The organism is Serratia sp. CY74737, from assembly GCF_052166775.1.
Lineage (GTDB): Bacteria > Pseudomonadota > Gammaproteobacteria > Enterobacterales > Enterobacteriaceae > Serratia > Serratia ureilytica.
In genome coordinates this window covers 217,686-235,084 of sequence record NZ_JBJNOF010000004.1, presented here as the reverse complement: position 1 = coordinate 235,084, position 17,399 = coordinate 217,686, and the positions used below count along the sequence as shown (strand labels likewise).

Genomic DNA, 17,399 nt, shown 5'->3' with positions numbered 1-17,399 from the left:
AAAAAATTACACCTGGCTCAGGCGGCGCGCGCCTTCCAGCAGGGTCTCGTTATCTTTGGAAAAACTCAGCCGAATAAGGCCGGTATCGGTGCTGTCGCTGTAGAACGCCGACAGCGGGATCGTCGCCACCTTCGCTTCGCGGATCAAGCGCACGGCGAAATCATTGTCGCTTTCGTGACTGAAGCCGCTAAAGCGGGCCAGCATGAAGAAGCTGCCGCGGCTGGGCAGCAGCTCAAAGCGCGAATCCTGCAGGGCGCTGGCCAGCAGATCGCGCTTTTGTTGGTAAAACGCCGCCAGCCCCAGGTAACTCTGCGGGTTGGCGAGCGCGGCGGCGAAGGCGTGCTGCATTGGCGTATCGGCGGAGAACACCATGAACTGGTGCACCTTGCGGATCTCGTCCATCAACGCCGCCGGCGCCAGGCAGTAACCGACGCGCCAGCCGGTGACGTGATAGGTTTTACCGAACGACGACACGATCACGCTGCGTTCCGCCAACTGCGGGTAGCGCGCCATGCTGTGGTGAATATCGCCGTCGAACACCACATGCTCGTAGACCTCGTCGGACAGGATCACGATGTCGGTGTCGCGGGTCAGGGCGGTCAGGCGGTCGATATCCTGCGCGTCGAACACCGCGCCGGTCGGGTTGTGCGGCGTGTTGACGATGATCATGCGCGTTTTGCCGTTGATGGCGGCGGCCACTTCATCCCAGTCGACGCGAAAATCCTGCAGCGACAGTTTGATCGCCACCGGCGTGGCGCCCTGCAGGCGCACGATCGGCGCATAGCTGTCGAACGCCGGTTCGAAATAGATCACCTCGTCGCCGGGATGCACCAGTGCGCTGATCGCCGAGTACAGCCCTTCGCTGGCGCTGGCGATCACCGTGATTTCTTCGTCGGCGTCATAGCGCGCGCCATACAATCGTTCAGCTTTTTCCGCCAGAGCAGCACGTAACGCCGCCACGCCGCTCATCGGCGCGTATTGGTTATGACCTGCGCGCATGGCTTGCGCCGTTGCCTCGATCAGCTGCGGGTCACCGGCGAAGTTGGGTGCGCCCTGCGACAGGTTGAGGGCCTGATGTTCGGCGCTGAGTTGGCCAATGACGGTGAAAATTGTGGTGCCGACGTCCGGCAGCTTCGAGCGGGATGAGCAGGCGCTCTGCATGATGGGCTCCAGGCAAACAGGGAAGTGTTGAGCGATTAAGCATCAGGCGGCGTAGGCGGACAAGGGAAAGTTTGTCATACTTGTCATGCACTACGATCATACCTAATCGAGGCACGCTATGCCGATATCCCTGCCGTCGCTCGACGTATTGAAAACCTTTGTGGTGGTGGCGCAACGCCTCAACTTTACCCATGCCGCCCGGCAGCTGCACCTGACGCAGGGGGCGGTCAGCCGGCAAATTCTCGGGCTGGAACAGCGCTTGGGCTATCCGCTGTTCAGCCGTCAGGCGCGCGGTTTGGCGCTGACGCCGCAGGGCGCGCAGCTGCTGGCGCCGGTACAGCAGGCGCTGGGGCAGTTGGATGAAGCCCTGACGCGGGCCGCCGCTCCGCCGGGGGCGCTGCGCATCAAATGCCCGACCTGCGCCATGCGCTGGGTGCTGCCGCGCATCATTCGCCTGCAAAATGAACGGCCGGACATGCATATCGAGCTGACCGCCTCGGTGTCGCACGGCCTGGATTTCAGTACCGAGCAGTTTGACGCCGCGGTGGTATTCGGCCGGCCGCCGGGTAAAAAGCTGACCGCGCACTTGCTGTTCGACGAAATCCTCACGCCGGTCTGTACGCCGACGTTCCTGCCGCCGGCAGCCCGGTTGACGGACTTGACGGACAAAACCCTGCTGCACCCGACGCGCGATCGGCGCGACTGGCTGCGCTGGCTGAAGGCGGCGGGCGCCGATGCGTTGCCGTCCGGCAAGGCCCAGCATTTCGATACCCTCGATCTGGCGATGAGCGCTGCGCTGCAGGGATTCGGCATCGCCATCGGCGATCTGTGCCTGCTGGAGGAGGATATTCAGGCGCAGCGCATCGTAACGCCGTTCCCGCTCTGCGTCAGCAGCGGCGCGGCCTATTATTTGGTCTATCCTGAACGCACGGTGGCGCCGCCGACGTTAACCGCGCTGATCGATTTTCTGGCGACGGAGGCCGCCGACAGCCGCGCCCGGCTGCAGAATTACCTGCCGATAACCTGTAATGCTTTGTAAACATTAGCGATGCGAATTCCCTTGGCGATGAAACAGAGTGTGGCAAACTGTTTCTTCACTCCGATTAAACTCCGCGGCGTTGGCGGCGGAAACACGCCTGAGATAAAACAAGATGAAATGGCTTTGTGTGGTGAGTATGTTGTCCGGTCTGGCCCTCAGCCCGGTTTTTGCGCAGGAAACGCCGATAACGCAGGGCATTCACGCCCAGCAGCGCGACGCCTTCGTGTCCAATTTGATGAAGCAGATGACGCTGGAAGAGAAGATTGGCCAGCTGCGGCTGATCAGCGTCGGACCGGATAACCCGAAAGAAGCGATCCGCGAGGGGATCCGCAAAGGGCAGATCGGCGCCATCTTCAATACCGTTACCCGGCCGGATATCCGGGTGATGCAGGATCAGGCGATGCAGCTCAGCCGCCTGAAAATCCCATTGTTCTTCGCCTATGACGTGGTGCACGGCCAGCGCACCGTGTTCCCGATCAGCCTGGGGCTGGCGGCCAGCTTCGATCTGGAAGCCATCGCGCTCAGCGCCCGGGTCGCGGCGCAAGAGGCCAGCGATGACGGCCTGAACATGACCTTCGCGCCGATGGTCGATATCACCCGCGATCCGCGCTGGGGCCGGGTCTCCGAAGGCTTCGGCGAAGACACCTGGCTGGTCTCGAAAATCGCCAAGGTGATGGTCGACGGTTTCCAGAACGGCGATCCGGCCAAACCCGGTTCGGTGATGGCCAGCGTCAAGCACTTTGCATTGTACGGCGCCGTCGAAGGCGGCCGCGATTACAACACCGTCGACATGAGCCCGCTGCGCATGCATCAGGACTATCTGCCGCCTTACAAAGCGGCGGTGGACGCCGGCAGCGGCGGAGTGATGGTGTCGCTCAACTCGGTGAACGGCGTGCCGGCCACCGCCAACCCGTGGCTGCTGAAAGATCTGCTGCGCGAGCAGTGGGGCTTTAAAGGCATCACCATCAGCGACCACGGCGCGATTAAGGAACTGATTAAGCACGGCGTGGCCGCCGACGCGCGCGACGCGGTGCGCCTGGCGATCACCTCCGGCGTCGACATGAGCATGAGCGACGAGTTCTACGACAAATACCTGCCGGGGCTGGTGAAGGACGGACTGGTGTCTGAAAGCGATATCGACCGCGCCTGCCGCGACGTGCTGAACACCAAATACGACATGGGGCTGTTCACCAATCCTTACGTGCATCTGGGCCCGGCGGGTTCCGATCCGCAGGACACCAACGCCGAAAGCCGTCTGCACCGCGCCGAAGCGCGGGTGGTGGCGCGCAAGACGATGGTGCTGCTGAAGAACGATAAGCAGACGCTGCCGCTGAGCAAGCAGGCGACCATCGCGCTGGTCGGGCCGATGGCCGACAGCCAGCGCGACGTGATGGGCAGTTGGTCGGCCGCCGGGGTGGTCAAGCAGTCGGTCACCCTGCGCGAGGGGCTGGAGCGGGCTGTGGGCGACAAGGCGCGCATTCTGTACGCCAAGGGCGCCAACGTCACGCAGGATAAAGGCATCATCGATTATCTGAACGAGTATGAGCCTGCGGTGGCGTTCGATACCCGTTCGCCGCAGCAGATGATCGACGAAGCGGTGCAGGCGGCGAACAAGGCCGACGTGGTGGTGGCGGTGGTGGGGGAATCGCAGGGCATGGCGCACGAGGCCTCCAGCCGCGCCGACATCACGATCCCGCAGAGCCAACGCGATCTGATCGCCGCGCTGAAAGCCACCGGCAAGCCGCTGGTGCTGGTGCTGATGAACGGCCGCCCGCTGGCATTGAGCTGGGAGAGCGAGCAGGCGGACGCGATGCTGGAAACCTGGTACAGCGGCACCGAGGGCGGCAACGCGGTGGCGGACGTGCTGTTCGGCGATTACAACCCGTCGGGCAAGCTGCCGATGACCTTCCCGCGCTCGGTCGGCCAGATCCCGATGTACTACAACCACCTGAACACCGGCCGGCCGTTCGGCAAGGAGAACCCGGGCAAGTACACCTCGCGCTACTTCGATTCGCCGAACGGCCCGCTGTATCCGTTTGGTTACGGCCTGAGCTACACCACCTTCAGCCTGTCGGATCTGAAGTTATCCAGCCCGACGATGGCGCGCAACGGCAAGCTAACCGCCAGCGTCACGCTGAAAAATACCGGCAAGTACGACGGCGCCACGGTGGTGCAGCTGTATCTGCAGGACGTGACCGCCTCGGTCAGCCGGCCGGTGAAAGAGCTGCGCAACTTCAAGAAAGTGACGCTGAAGGCCGGCCAGTCGCAGCAGGTTGAGCTGCCGATTAGCGAAGACGATCTGAAGTTCTACAACGCCAGCCTGAAATGGGGGGCGGAGCCGGGCAAATTCAACGTGTTCGTCGGCCTGGACTCCGACAACGTGCAGGCGCAAAGTTTTACGCTGAAGTAACCTTTTCCCCCTCTTTCACGGCGGTGGGAGAGGGGGCATCCATTCCCGCTAACGTCATCGGAGCTTGCCTCATGAAACGCTATCTGGACTGCAGCGCCAGCGATCTGGCCGATATCGGCAAAGCCGACCTGCTCTATGCCATCCGCGCCAGCGAAGGGCGCATCTTGGTCAGCGAAACCATCGCGGTCACTCAGCCGCTGCTCAATAACGTCACCAACGCCGAACTGGCGGCCAGCCAGGGCGCCGACCTGCTGCTGTTGAACCTGTTCGACGTCGATCGTCCACATATCGCGGGCCTGCCCGCCGACGTGCCGCCGCAGGAGGCGCTGCGCACGCTGCAGCGCCTGACCGGGCGGGTGATCGGGGTGAACCTGGAGGCCGTCGATCCGGCTTTCGCCAGCGAACATAACGACTTTTGGCAGATGACGGCGGGCCGCGCCGCCACCGCCGAGAATGCGCGCAAGCTGTATCAGCTCGGCGCGCGCATGCTGGTGCTGACCGGCAACCCGAACAACGGCGTCAGCAATCAGGCGATTGCCGCCGCGCTGAAAGCGATCCGCGAGGAAGTGGGCGACGAGATGGTGCTGGTGACCGGCAAAATGCACGGCGCCGGCATTGTGCGCGAAAGCGGCAGCCAACTGATCGGCGAGCAGGACATCGCGCTGTTCGTGGAGAACGGTGCGGATATCGTGCTGTTGCCGGCGCCGGGCACCATTCCCGGCATGTCGCAGGAGAAAGTGGCGGCGCTGATCGCCTTTGCCCAGCGGCAGGGGGCGCTGGCGATGACGGCGATCGGCTCCTCGCAAGAGGGGGCCGACGTGCAGACCGTGCGGCAGATTGCGCTGATGAGCAAAATGGCCGGCGCGGATCTGCACCATATCGGCGATACCGGCTATTTGGGGCTGGCGCTGCCGGAAAACATCTTCGCCTACAGCGTGGCGATTCGCGGCGTGCGCCACACCTACAGCCGCATGGCGCGTTCAATTAACCGCTGAAATGGCTGCCGCTTGCGGGCTTTTCTTCCGATAGGCAACACTCGCAACGCATAGCCTAATAACGCCGGCAGACAAAGGTCGGGCTTTGAAGCGTACTGACCACATACAGATTGCCGAGTACGTGTTCGACGGCGACATGGTAGGAGATTCGGGGATCTTCCGACTGCAAAAAGGTCGCCCAAAGGGGGGCGGGAACCGTATCTCCGGCATGTTTACGGTCGGCGGCGAATCGCAGCGTGTACCCATCGCCGCCGCCATCCTCTTCAGCCGCCTCATCGCCGGGGGTGTCATACACATAGTGAAGTTCGCGGTTCAGCACATAGGTCTTTTCTTGTCGCTCGATAAAACCATTGAGCCTGATAAAGCCAGTGCCGTTGTGGTAGAGGAAAAAATACATCTTTGCTTTTAAAACCGCAGCGGGCTCCATGGCTGGGCCATGGCGGTTGCGCGCGGTGATCTCCGCTTCGCAACGCAGTAAGGTTTTAGGATGGTGCGACAGCTGGGCGACCTGGCTTGCCAGGGGTGCCATCAGCAATAACAAGCCGACGATAAAGCGTGTTTTTTTGTTCATGGCGTCATACCGTCGGTGTTTTTGATCGTGCGGCACCGGCCATATTGACCGGGTTGCGCCAGATTGCAGATGGCGATGAAGGTGACCTGAAAAGGAAGATTGGGGTTGGCGATTTTGGTGTAGAACAGATCGGCGGGCGCTGTGCCGCAGTCGGTCGCTTCAGCTTTCAATGCAGCGGCAATTTGCGCTTGCGTTTCACGCCGGTCGTTCAGCGCGGCGGTTTCCAACGTAAAAACGTTGCACTGCTCATGGCGATAAAAAAAATCGACCTTGGCGTTTTTGAACGCGTGAACCGGCCGGTTGAACCACAATAAAGCGCAGACGAGGCTAAAGCACGCAATCATCATCAATGCTGCGGCAAAGGGCGCTTTATTTGCCTGGCAGATATTCCCACGCCGTTTTAACAGTGCGCCGGCCCGGGTCAACAGGGTGGGAATAACCGCTTTTTGGTTGTCCGGTGAGCGCATGTTTTCGCATGAGGTAATTTCCGCTTCAAGAATGAACCCCAGTTTGGGGATGGTAATAATGATTTGCGGATCCAGCGCCAGCGACTCAAGCGCTTTTCTTATCTCACTGATGCAACCATTCAGATTATTGTTTGAACCCACAAAACCATTATCTTCCCAGACCCGCTGCATCAAATGCCTGCGGGTGAGCATCTCTTTATGATGGGTAACCAACTCTAACAACAAGCGGGTGGCAGGGTTAGATAACGGCATAAAAGATTCCCGTTCATTGATGATGAACAATGCGCGTTCGGCAGGTGAGAAAATAATCATCTGATTAATGACGTATTCCATAATGTGCTGCTTGCCCTTATAGCGACGGCGAAATTTAGCGAGGACAGAGTTATCTATTATTTTTCACCCGTCAAGATGATGGCGATTTTTTCATGTTGTGAAATTTTTGGCGAAAGTTCAAACGTACGGGTGTCGCCAGTTTTATAATATTAGGTTTTCTTTGTTTTGGTTTTTAATTCCTTATTTTTATTATTTATAGGAATTAAAAACTGTTTTTATGGTTAAATTTAATACATATATCTTGATTTTGGCTGCGGCGATACTATGGAACTCGCTGGGGAATGCGACAGGATTTTGCCGGTAATCCACGTTTAAATTGCGGGCTCTCTTTGCTTGAAGCCTGAATGGCCAAGAGGAAAAGGTATGTTTAAAAGAAACTGGACGCTTTTACGCTACAGGCGAAAGCTTTTTGAAGCTATTCAATCTGTCGGGATTGTGATGGCGATAGTTACCGGGCTGGTGTTGCTGACAGGCATTTCTTTTATTGCAATTGAAAAATGGCTTAGCCTTTTCTGATGGTTTTTCAGATATATACATTTGGATGAAATTATTATGTCTATTCCATGTTTAAAGTTCATGGTGATGGTCTATGTCAGCGTATTGCTTTTGTTGGGTGGCTATATTTATCACTATGATATGAACTATTTCTCGCTGACGTTTCCATATTCTCTTGTGATTGGGGTTGTCCTGTTTGCTTTATTGGGCGTCGGCGGCGCGCTCCTTTTTTTGCGAAAAGCGTGGGGGATGACCCCTGCGTGTTTTTTCTTTGCGCTGGGCGCGGTGATATTGCTGCTGCCCCTTTTTTATTCTCGTGCCGAGTGGGGCGTGCTTACCGTCGGGCGAATGGCCTGCCTGTTTGGCAGTTGGATTATTTACTTTATCCTATTGCAATATCGGGTCATGCAACACGTGCGTATTGCGTTTATCTATACGCTGGTATTAGCCGCTGCCGTGGGAGGCATTTGGCTTTTTTCCTCCCCGGCCGAGGCGGCGGCAGGCTATGCCGGCAGCTGGGGGCGTTGGCCGGATGCCGCGAGCAGTTTATTGGCGAGCGGATTATTGGCGGGATGGGGTCTGACGGTGTTGCCTCGGTTCCGCATGTTGCGCCGAGATAACGAGCGATGGCGTATTTTACTCTTGCTGCCGCTCTTGATCGGTTTATCCGCCGCGCTGGGGTGGGGGGCATCGCAGACCGTTTGTCTCAGCGTGCTATTGGGTGCCGCGCTGTTGACCCTGATGTTTGTGCGCAGATACCCGCTGCATTGCGTGCTCGCGCTGCTGATGACGGCATTGGGATTCTGCCTGGCGATATTGGCGGATGAATTGAACGCCGGCGTTCGCTTGTCGAATGCCGCGCCGTGCTGCGATACGCTGCTTGATTCGCTGGCGCTGGTGGTAGAGCGGCCCTGGTTGGGATGGGGCTATGGCCGATTCGAGCATGGCTTTGAGCATTTACAGGCCCATGCGCTGCCCGCGGTGGCGCGGGCAGGCGCAGCGCGGCAACCCTATAATGAGCTCCTGCTGTGGTGGATAGAAGGTGGCGTCGTTGCGTTGGCGGGCATGCTGTGCCTGCTGGCGGGCGTGGCGGCGCTGGTGCGCCAAACATGGCGACGGGAACGCATCGCCGCCCGCTTGCACAGCCCGGCCGCCGGGGAAGAGGCCGCGTTGGCGGCGAGCGGCATTCCCTTGCTGCTGTGCGCGCAGTTTTCCTACCCGTTCGGGCTGTCGCTCATCCAATGGGCGGTTTTGATGCTGCTGCTCGTTACGTTGGATGGGCGCAGCAGGCTCAATGCCGGCCGGTTTTGCCGGTTTGTTTTCGCGCGGAGGGAAACGGCGTGAACTCGGTCATCAATATCGCCTTCCTGGATATCGACCGCTTTTTTGTTGCCGGGGCGTATCGGGCGTTGAGCGACTATTTTAGTGAACGTGGCATCGAGGCGCGCTGCAGCGAGCCGATGAATGCCGACCTTGTGTTCCAGGCGATCGCCAAAGGCGACGTGGCGCGTTTTTGCCATCCTCCCCATGCTCCTCACGCCCTTTATCTCGCCGTTTACGATCTCAGAGAAGCCCGCATTCGCGCCATTTCGGGGTGCCTGAGGGAAGCGGGCAGGGTGTACCGCAATGAAGGCGTCGCAAAGCTGTTGCACACGGTAGCGCGGGTGATAAAAGGCCGAACCGGCGGCGCCTGCGGTTTTTCTTGTTGCGCCTGGTGCCAGCCGTTGCCATTGACGCCGCAGGAAAAACAAGTGATGCGTTACCTGAGTTGGGAAATGACGCCGACCGCCATTGCCCGTCGGCTTCGGGTCAGCATCAAGACGGTGAGCACGCATAAACGGGCGGTGATGAGAAAGATGCATTTTCAGCGCGATGCGGAGCTTTACCGCTGGTTGCGTCTGGGGGAGTTCGGTCAGGGAAATGGCGATAGCCACGTCGTCTGAGCGATGGCATGGCAGGTCCGGGCCTGGCGGCCCGGAGCACTTACCAAAACAGCGGCGTGGTGCTTTCGGCCAGAAACGCCAGCAGCGTTTCATTGACCGCCGCCGGATTTTCCTTGTTGCTGATATGCCCGGCGTTGGGGATCAGCACATGTCGGCAGCCGAGAAGATCCGCCATGCGCTGGCCTTCCGCCGGCGGGCGCGGCTTATCCTGCGCGCCGGTGATGACGATGCTGGCGGCGGTGATGTGTTCCAGCAGCGCCAGCTTGTCGGGGCGGCCGAAGATCATCCGGCCCAGCGGCACGATGCTTTCGCGCAGGCGCTCGGCGGGCAGGCTTTGCAGATGGGCCAGCAACGGCTGCGACAGCGCAGCGGGCACTTCGTCGGAATAGAACTGCGCGGCGATATATTCCAGCAGCGGCGGCGCGATGGCGCCGGCCTGTTCCACGGCGGCCAGCATGCCCATATAGCGCTGCCGTGCCTCTGGAGTTTCGTCGCCCAGGTAGCTGTCCAGCAGCGCCAGCACTTTCACCCGCTCCGGCGCCAGCGCCGCCAGTTCGGCGCCCCACATGCCGCCGACGGACAGGCCGACGATGCCGAACTCTTCAATATCCAAATGATCCATCAGCGCCAAATGATCGGCGGCGATATCCGACAGGCTGTTTCGCCCGGGTGGCAGCGCCGGTGAATCGCCGTGGCCCCAGAGATCCGGTACGATCAGGCGGTAGCGTTTAGCCAGCGCTTCGAACTGCGGCGCCCACATATTCAGATCGAACAGATAGCTGTGGCCCAGCAGCAATGGAAAGCCTGAACCTACGTCGAGATAATGCAGGGATTTGCCCATCGTTGGCATCTTATCGGTTCCTTATATAAAAAGAGTTCCGGCTGCTTATATCACACTCATATTCAACCCACGGTATTAATTTACCTTAAATTACTCAGGTGGAGGCTTATTTTTAATTATCCATTGCTAACAAGACGTCAATAAAAGGTGACATTAAGGATAATATTCTGGTCGATGCCGGAGCCTTGGTTTATGCTGGCGCTCCTTTCGGTATGGAATAGATAAACAGGGAGTCGCGATGAAAAGACTTTTCAGACTATTAATTATTTTGCTTGTCATTTTGCTGCTGGCGGCGGTGCTGTGGTGGTTCTTCGGGCGCGGCAATCCGAATGCGCTGTGGCAGATAGTCAGCCAACAGTGCGTGCCCAATCAGCAGCAGAACCACGATCCTGCGCCCTGCTTAAAGGTGGATTTAACCGAGGGATATGTGCTGTTTAAGGACAGCAAGGGCCCTTACCACGATCTGGTGATACCGACCGAAAAGGTCAGCGGCATCGAGAGCCCGATATTGCAAGCGGATCGAACGCCGCCTTATTTCGCCCAGGCCTGGAATAACCGCGAACATATATCCAGCGAGCTGGGTAAACCGTTAAAAGACGCATGGGTTTCTCTGGCGGTCAATTCGAAATATGGCCGCTCTCAAAATCAGTTGCATATTCACGTTGCCTGCTTGCGCCAGGATGTCTATAACGCGCTGGGGGAACAGGCTGAGCAATTAGATCAACAGTGGCGGCCTCTGGCGGTGAAATTGGTCGGCCATCAATATCTGGCCAGAAAATTGGCGGGCACCGATTTAACCCAGGAAGATCCTTTCCGCTTGTTGCAAAACTACGTGGTCGAGCAGGGCGACAGCATCGGCAATTACGGCCTGGCGCTGGCGGTCAGCCCGCAGGGTGAGATGCTGCTGTTGGCAAACCGTTTGAAGTTGACCGATCTCAACCTGGGGTCGGCCGGTGAAATTCAGGACTACCGGTGCGAGGTCGCGGGGAACTCTAGATGATAACGGCCCGCCGGCTCGATCAGCCGGCGGCTGCCGTGCGGTCAGAGTTTTTTCAGCAGCGCCAGCAGTTGCGCTTCGCTTTTCTCCGCCAATCCGTCGATCGCCAGTTTGATGATGTCGGAGCGGGTGATACGCACGATGCCGTTGCGCGCCGCCTGCACGATCACTTCATCGATAGCCTCAATGTGGTTGTCCGTCAGGCTGACGGAGATCGCCTTATAAGTACGCTTGCGGCCGGCCGGCTTGGCTTCCGGCGCGGGCGCCGCAACCGGCAACGTATGCGAGGTGGCGCTGTTGATGAATTCGTCTTCCGACATGCGGTGGGTGGGGGTGCGTTTCTTCACAGGATCACCTCTTTCACCAGGCATTCAATTTCGGTCTGCGCCTTTTCATTGTTCGCTTCGTGCACGGTGATGGCTTCACCCCAGGCGTCGCGGTAAATCTTGCGGTCGCACAGGCGATTGCTCACCAGGGTGAACTCCGGGTATTCACTCAGCACCTGCGCCGCTTCGTTGGCTTCATTAATGAAGATATTGGTCGGGCACATGTTCAATACGATGTAGCCTTTGACCTTCTCGTTGTATTCCTGCGCGGTGGAGAACATCTCCGACAGATAGCCGATGGTGTCGAGATCCATCTGCGAAGGGCGCAGCGGCGAGAGGAACAGATCGGCGGCCAGCAGGCCGGAGCGCAGTTCGGCGCTGTCGCGGCCGGCGGTATCGACGATCACGTAGTCGTAATGGCGATCGAGCTCCAGCAGCGTTTCCTTGATTTTACCCGACGCGGCCACCACCGGAATGTGCGGCAGCCCCTCGACGTTCTGACGGTCGTTGTACCAGGTCATGATCGATTTCTGGTCGTCGGCATCGACGATGATCGCCGTCTTGCCTTGCTTAAGAATCAGATACCCGGCGATATTCACTGCTTTCGTCGATTTGCCGACGCCGCCTTTTTGCGAGCCAATCAGAACAATCATGCTGCCATCTCTCAAGTTATTAAGCGGGTAACTTATTAAGTTAATGTGCTTATTAGGTTGATAATCAAACAGGTTAACAAGAACAACTCGCGAACAATATGCACCAACTGCGGCGGCTTGCCAAGCCAGTATGTTGTTAACTGCGCAGCTTATTTTGCGGTGAATGGACCGGATGGGTAAGTAGGAATTCTCTGGGAAGTGGCGGAACGGAAGAGCCTTTTGTTAATTTAACAGCTTAATAAGTTAGTGGCTCATTAAGCTGTCGATGGCGTTACTTCTTCATCATCGCCTTCAGGTTGGCGAACGGGTTGTGGGTGGCGACGCCGATATCTTTTTGCGCATCTTCACCGGCCACCACCGTCGAACCGTATTGATCGGCCTCGGTGTATTTCGAGTGTTCGTGGTCGTGGCAATACAGACACAACATTTCCCAGTTGCTGCCGTCTTCCGGGTTGTTGCTGTGATCGTGATCGATGTGGTGCACCGTCAGTTCGCGCAGGTTGGAATAAACGAATTCGCGCGAGCAGCGCCCGCATACCCAAGGGAACAGTTTCAGCGCTTTTTCGCGGTAGCCGGTTTCCAGCTTCGCATAGTTTTTGGGGATATAGGCCATGGTGGTCGTCCGTCGGAAATCAATATGCGCCAATAATACCACAGTGCGTGCGGCTACAACGTGCGGCTCATCTTGCCGCTGTCAAACGTCTCCACCGCCCAGTCGATGAACGCCCGCAGCTTGCCGCTGAGGTGGCGATTGGACGGGTAGACCACGTACATCTGCTCCGGCGGCGGCTGCCAGTCGTGCAGCAGGCTGACCAGTTCGCCGCGCTCGAGGTGCGGCTGCGCCATAAACCGATAGATCTGGATGATGCCCAAGCCGGCCAGGCTCGCCGCCAGCAGCGCGTTGCCTTCATTGATGCTGACCGGGTAGCGCTGTTGGATGGCGATCTCTTTGCCGCGCTCGACATAGCGTTGCGGATGGATGCGGTCGTTGACCGGATGGCGGTAGTGCACCATCGGAAAACCCTGTTCCAGATCGCACGGATGGCGCGGGGTGCCGTGGCGCGCCAGATAGGCCGGGGTGGCGCAGCTGACCCAGTCCAGATCGAACAGACGCCGGGCGATCAGGCTGGAATCGGCCAACGGACCGCTGCGGATCACGCAGTCAGCGCTGTCGCTGATCAAATCGATAACGCGATCGCCGATGCTGAGATCGATCTGGATTTGCGGGTAGCGTTCCAAAAAGCCGGGCAGCGCCGGCAACAGCAGTTGGCGGGCGGTGCCGCTGCCGGTATCGATGCGCAGCACGCCCTGCGGAGAATTCTGCGACTCGGTCAGACAGCCCTCCATCTGCTCCAAATCCGCCAGCCATTTCACCGTATTCTGGTAATAGCATTCGCCCTCGCGGGTGACCGACACGCTGCGGGTGGTGCGCTGGAACAGTTTGGTCTGCAGGTGATCCTCCAGATTTTGGATCAGCTTGGTGACCGTCGCTTTCGGCATGCCCAGCGAATCGGCGGCGCGGGTAAAGCCGCCGGTTTCCACGACGCGGTTAAATACCCGGATAGCGAGCAAATGATGGTCCATAGGTTCTCAACGCCATGCCCCGGCGCTGGCCGGGGCATGTTTCTGCAGATAGATAATGATTAACACTGTTTAGCGCCAATCGCGCCGGAGCGCAAGCTGAGGCCGAATACCAGCGTGGCGGAGAGGATCAGCGCGCCGCCGAACAGCATGGCGCTGCTGACGCCCTGCCAGTCCACCACCTCGCCGCCCAGCAGTGCGCCGGAGGCCAGCGCGATCTGGATGACGCACACCAACAGCGCCTGACCGGCTTCCGGCGCCTGCGGCACGGCGGCGAACATCCAGTTGGTGGCGCAGACCGGCACGGCGCCAAAGGCCAGCCCCCATACCAGCACCATCAGCGTGGCGCCGGCGAGGCCGCTGAGCAGCGGCGAAACGATCAAAATGCCCGCCAGCATGGCGGCGATCAGTATGAAGGTGGCGCGCAGGCTGTGTTCCGCCAGACGCTCGCCGAGAAAGGTGCCCAGCAGGCCGATGGCGCCATAGGCCAACAGCTGCAGCGAGATTGCCGATGGGCTGAGCACGAACACCTGCTGCAGCAGAGGCCGCAGATAGGTATAGGCGGCGAAGTGGCCGATGAACAGCAGCACGATGGCGATCAGGCCGATGCGCGCCATCGGCAGGCGCAGCGGCAGCACCAGATCGCGCGGCGTGACCGGTCGGGAAGGCGGTACCGACGTGAGCAAACGCAGCTGCGCCAACAGTACGCCGACTGCCAGCGCCGCACCGCCGAAGAAGGCGGCGCGCCAGCCGAACAGATCGCCGATCAGGGCCCCGGCCGGCACGCCGCATACCGCGCCGACCGAGATGCCGCTGAGGATCAGCGCAGTGGCGCGGCCCTGGCTGGCTTCCGGCACCAGATGGCGGCCGTAGTTGGCGGCGAATGACCAGAAGCCGCCGACGCAGATGCCCAGCAGCACGCGGCCCAGCAGCATCATCGGGAAGTTGACGGCCAGTGCCGCCACCAGGTTGGACACCATCAGCAGCAACGACAGCCCCAGCATCAGCAGGCGTCTGTCCAGCCGGCCGGAAGCCAGACTCAATACCGGCGCGGCCACCGCCGCCACGATGCCGGGCATGGTCACCATCAGCCCGGCGGTGCCGGTGCTGACGCCGAGCGAAGGGGCGATGTTGGTCAGCAGGCCGATCGGCAAAAACTCGGTGGTGACCATGACAAAACAGGCGACCGTCAGCGAGAAGATCGCCGGCCACGGGGATGATGCAGGGTTATCTTTATTATTCAGCATAATGCCGCTCTTCTCAGGTGAATGCGCAGGCCGCGCTCGGGGCGCGGCGTGATCAAAGTCACAATCTACGGCAGGCTGAAGGCGCAGATAAATCCATCTGCGGTGGTTACACTGTTTCTGAGGGGGAACAATGACGGCAGCGAGTTAAAACGCGGCTTGCGCCGCGCCGAGGGGAGCCGAGGGGAAAGGAATAAAACGGTATAAGGTTATGACCGGGCCGCGCGCGGCGCTAGAGCCCCGGCGCTTTCCACAATGAGGTGGTCAGGCCGCTATCCACCAGCGTCAGCTGATCGGCGTAGACTCGCCGCCAGTTTTCTTTCTGTTCCTGATACCGCGCATGGTTGGTGAGATCCGGCTGATGCTCGCGCTCCCAGCGCACCAGCTGCTCGCCGGTTTCGGCCAGCGACGCGTAAAGCCCGGCGCCGACCCCGGCGGCGATCGCGCAGCCCAGCGCGGTGGCTTCTTTCACCACCGGCACCCGCACCGTCAGGCCGGTGACGTCGCTGAGGATCTGGCTCCACAGTTTGCCCTTCGCACCGCCGCCGGCGAACACCAGCGAGCGGGCCTGCACGCCGGAGAAGGCGGCGATCTGCTCCAGATTACAGGCGGAGACGATGGCGGCATTCTCCTCCAGCGCGCGGAACAGCGTCTGTTTGTTGCAGCGTTCAGGATCGATAGACATGTTGATGAACGACGGCGCCGCGTGATACCAGGTTTTGAAATGCATGGCGTCGGAAAAGATCGGCATCACGCCGTAGGCGCCCGGCGGCACCCTGGCCGCCATCTCTTCCAGCAGGCTGTAAGCGTCGATCCCCAGTCGCTCCGCCAGCAGTTTCTCTTCGGCGCAGAAAGCGTCGCGGAACCAGCGCATGGTCAGGCCGGTAAAGAAGCTGATGGATTCCGCCTGCGCCATGCCGGGAATGACATGAGGGTTAATGCGGATGTTCATTTCCGGATCGATGGCCGGTTCCGGCAGGTTGACGATTTGCTGCCAGAAGGTGCCGCCGAGCACCGCCGTCTGCCCGGCGCGCACGATGCCGAGCCCCAGGCTGCCGAGCTGCACGTCGCCGCCGCCCATCACCACCGGGGTGCCGCGCAGCAGCCCGCTCTCCTGCGCCGCCTGTTCGGTGACGCGCCCCAGCACGACGCCGGTCTCTTTCACCGGCGACAGAATATCGGCGCGCAGCCCGGCCATATCGAGCAGTGCCGGCCGCCAGTCGCGGCTGGTCAGATCCAGCATGCCGGTAGTGCCGGCGTTGGAAGGATCGACCGCCAGCTCGCCGCTCAGCATGTAGGCCAGCCAGTCGCTGATCATGGTCAGCGTCGCCGCCTGGCGATAGATGTCCGGCCGGTGGTGCGCCAGCCACAGCAGGCGCGGCATGGCGCTCAGCGCCAGCGTCTGGCCGGAGTACTGGTAGACCTCACGTTCGAAGCCGTGGTTGTGCAACTCTTTCAGTTCGCTGACTTCATGGCTGGCGCGCGCATCGACATTGGCGCAGGCCCAGATCGGCACGCCGTTGCGATCGTACAGAACGATGCCTTCACGCATCGAGCAGCAGGCTACCGCACGGATCGCCTGCGCGCTCAGCCCCGCGCGCTGCAACGCCTGGCGGATGCACTGGCAGGCCAACTGCCAGTTGCGGTTGAGATCGAATTCCATCGAGCCGGGTACGCCCGGCACCGCGAGGTGTTGCCACTCGGCCTGGCCGTGCGCGATCTGATTGCCCGCCAGATCGAAGATCACCGCGCGAATGCTGCCTGTTCCTGCGTCCAGCGCCATCAAGTAGTTATCCATAGCCTATGCTCTCAGGGGGAGGAATAGTAACTATAGATGCCGCCGTCTTCCCTCGCCGGGGGCGGGGTGGGCATCGCCGGTGCGATTTGTGAGCCAGGCGGCAAAATTGCCGTTGCGGCAGGGCAATCGACGGGAATAAACCTATGGTTGGAAAGCGCCATGCTGCGGCGCACCGTTTAAACAAGGAGCTGTCATGCACGTCACATTGGTAGAGATCAACGTTAAACAGGACAAGATCGACGAATTTATCGACGTTTTCCGCGCCAATCATCTGGGGGCGATCGAAGAGCCGGGCAACCTGCGTTTCGACGTGCTGCAGGATGAGCATATTCCGACGCGGTTTTACATCTACGAAGCCTATCGCGACGAGCAGGCGGTGGCGGCGCACAAGCAGACCCCACACTATCTGCAGTGCGTGGAGAAGCTGGAAGCGCTGATGACCGGCCCGCGCAAGAAAACCACCTTCATCGGCCTGATGCCGGAATAAACGCCGGCGTTTGCCGGTGTCCATGCGCCCGGTTTGGTTGTAACCTGCAAGGCAAAGC

18 protein-coding genes are annotated in these 17,399 nt (G+C 59.8%); 8 read left to right on the top strand and 10 right to left on the bottom strand.

The window, feature by feature from the left end; translation table 11 throughout:
- Positions 1 to 6 precede the first annotated feature (6 nt).
- Positions 7 to 1,161, bottom strand: coding sequence for a methionine aminotransferase (locus tag ACJ8PE_RS07345; protein WP_197793837.1), 1,155 nt, complete (start codon positions 1,159 to 1,161; stop codon positions 7 to 9).
- A gap of 118 nt (positions 1,162 to 1,279) precedes the next feature.
- Between ACJ8PE_RS07345 and ACJ8PE_RS07340 the strand changes: the two genes are divergently transcribed.
- The 3 genes from ACJ8PE_RS07340 (at position 1,280) to ACJ8PE_RS07330 (ending at position 5,605) form a co-directional block, all read left to right on the top strand.
- A complete protein-coding gene (locus tag ACJ8PE_RS07340; protein WP_046686621.1) occupies positions 1,280 to 2,200 on the top strand; it encodes a LysR substrate-binding domain-containing protein in 921 nt (306 codons plus the stop codon).
- Between the two features lie 112 nt (positions 2,201 to 2,312).
- Positions 2,313 to 4,610, top strand: a complete 2,298-nt coding sequence (gene bglX, locus ACJ8PE_RS07335) for a beta-glucosidase BglX (protein WP_094142458.1) — start codon at positions 2,313 to 2,315, stop codon at positions 4,608 to 4,610.
- Positions 4,611 to 4,681: 71 nt separating this feature from the next.
- Positions 4,682 to 5,605 (top strand): DUF7916 family protein, encoded by a 924-nt coding sequence (locus ACJ8PE_RS07330; protein ID WP_197793839.1) that lies wholly within the window; start codon positions 4,682 to 4,684, stop codon positions 5,603 to 5,605.
- Positions 5,606 to 5,660: 55 nt separating this feature from the next.
- Here ACJ8PE_RS07330 and ACJ8PE_RS07325 read toward each other — a convergent pair whose 3' ends face one another.
- Both ACJ8PE_RS07325 and ACJ8PE_RS07320 read right to left on the bottom strand, forming a co-directional pair.
- The gene (locus ACJ8PE_RS07325) at positions 5,661 to 6,176 is read right to left on the bottom strand and encodes a hypothetical protein (protein WP_197760067.1); all 516 of its coding nucleotides are present in this window, start codon (positions 6,174 to 6,176) and stop codon (positions 5,661 to 5,663) included.
- Positions 6,173 to 6,976 (bottom strand): winged helix-turn-helix domain-containing protein, encoded by an 804-nt coding sequence (locus ACJ8PE_RS07320; protein ID WP_197793840.1) that lies wholly within the window; start codon positions 6,974 to 6,976, stop codon positions 6,173 to 6,175. Before ACJ8PE_RS07320 ends, ACJ8PE_RS07325 begins: the two co-directional genes overlap by 4 nt.
- 363 nt (positions 6,977 to 7,339) lie before the next feature.
- Between ACJ8PE_RS07320 and ACJ8PE_RS07315 the strand changes: the two genes are divergently transcribed.
- From ACJ8PE_RS07315 to ACJ8PE_RS07305, 3 genes are read left to right on the top strand one after another with little or no spacing between them, the layout of a single operon-like run.
- Positions 7,340 to 7,492: a hypothetical protein gene (locus tag ACJ8PE_RS07315; protein ID WP_154219866.1), complete on the top strand. Its 153-nt coding sequence runs from the start codon at positions 7,340 to 7,342 to the stop codon at positions 7,490 to 7,492.
- Between the two features lie 21 nt (positions 7,493 to 7,513).
- Positions 7,514 to 8,815, top strand: a complete 1,302-nt coding sequence (locus tag ACJ8PE_RS07310) for an O-antigen ligase family protein (protein WP_442536736.1) — start codon at positions 7,514 to 7,516, stop codon at positions 8,813 to 8,815.
- Entirely contained in the window at positions 8,812 to 9,414 is a 603-nt protein-coding gene (locus ACJ8PE_RS07305) for a helix-turn-helix transcriptional regulator (RefSeq protein WP_197793842.1), read from the top strand. The genes ACJ8PE_RS07310 and ACJ8PE_RS07305 overlap by 4 nt, the downstream gene beginning before the upstream one ends.
- Positions 9,415 to 9,454: 40 nt before the next feature.
- Here the strand turns inward: ACJ8PE_RS07305 and ACJ8PE_RS07300 are convergent, their stop codons facing one another.
- Complete coding sequence (locus ACJ8PE_RS07300) at positions 9,455 to 10,255, bottom strand: alpha/beta fold hydrolase (protein WP_197760191.1); 801 nt, start codon at positions 10,253 to 10,255, stop codon at positions 9,455 to 9,457.
- 238 nt (positions 10,256 to 10,493) lie between these two features.
- Between ACJ8PE_RS07300 and ACJ8PE_RS07295 the strand changes: the two genes are divergently transcribed.
- Positions 10,494 to 11,255: a CDP-diacylglycerol diphosphatase gene (locus ACJ8PE_RS07295; RefSeq protein WP_197760071.1), complete on the top strand. Its 762-nt coding sequence runs from the start codon at positions 10,494 to 10,496 to the stop codon at positions 11,253 to 11,255.
- Positions 11,256 to 11,296: 41 nt separating this feature from the next.
- Here the strand turns inward: ACJ8PE_RS07295 and ACJ8PE_RS07290 are convergent, their stop codons facing one another.
- The 6 genes from ACJ8PE_RS07290 to lsrK form a co-directional block, all read right to left on the bottom strand.
- Positions 11,297 to 11,599 carry a hypothetical protein gene (locus tag ACJ8PE_RS07290; RefSeq protein WP_033642294.1) on the bottom strand — a complete coding sequence of 101 codons (303 nt, stop codon included), beginning with the start codon at positions 11,597 to 11,599 and terminating at the stop codon, positions 11,297 to 11,299.
- The gene (locus ACJ8PE_RS07285; protein ID WP_016928620.1) at positions 11,596 to 12,231 is read right to left on the bottom strand and encodes an AAA family ATPase; all 636 of its coding nucleotides are present in this window, start codon (positions 12,229 to 12,231) and stop codon (positions 11,596 to 11,598) included. Before ACJ8PE_RS07285 ends, ACJ8PE_RS07290 begins: the two co-directional genes overlap by 4 nt.
- Before the next feature lie 271 nt (positions 12,232 to 12,502).
- On the bottom strand, positions 12,503 to 12,844 hold the full coding sequence (gene yajD / locus ACJ8PE_RS07280) for an HNH nuclease YajD (protein WP_004939576.1): 342 nt from the start codon (positions 12,842 to 12,844) through the stop codon (positions 12,503 to 12,505).
- 53 nt (positions 12,845 to 12,897) lie between these two features.
- Complete coding sequence (locus ACJ8PE_RS07275; RefSeq protein ID WP_033642296.1) at positions 12,898 to 13,815, bottom strand: LysR family transcriptional regulator; 918 nt, start codon at positions 13,813 to 13,815, stop codon at positions 12,898 to 12,900.
- A gap of 59 nt (positions 13,816 to 13,874) precedes the next feature.
- Positions 13,875 to 15,059 carry an MFS transporter gene (locus tag ACJ8PE_RS07270; protein WP_033652404.1) on the bottom strand — a complete coding sequence of 395 codons (1,185 nt, stop codon included), beginning with the start codon at positions 15,057 to 15,059 and terminating at the stop codon, positions 13,875 to 13,877.
- A gap of 229 nt (positions 15,060 to 15,288) precedes the next feature.
- Positions 15,289 to 16,854, bottom strand: coding sequence for an autoinducer-2 kinase (lsrK, locus tag ACJ8PE_RS07265; RefSeq protein ID WP_042783922.1), 1,566 nt, complete (start codon positions 16,852 to 16,854; stop codon positions 15,289 to 15,291).
- A gap of 193 nt (positions 16,855 to 17,047) precedes the next feature.
- Between lsrK and lsrG the strand changes: the two genes are divergently transcribed.
- The gene (gene lsrG, locus ACJ8PE_RS07260; protein ID WP_033642299.1) at positions 17,048 to 17,341 is read left to right on the top strand and encodes a (4S)-4-hydroxy-5-phosphonooxypentane-2,3-dione isomerase; all 294 of its coding nucleotides are present in this window, start codon (positions 17,048 to 17,050) and stop codon (positions 17,339 to 17,341) included.
- The last annotated feature ends 58 nt before the right edge of the window (positions 17,342 to 17,399 follow it).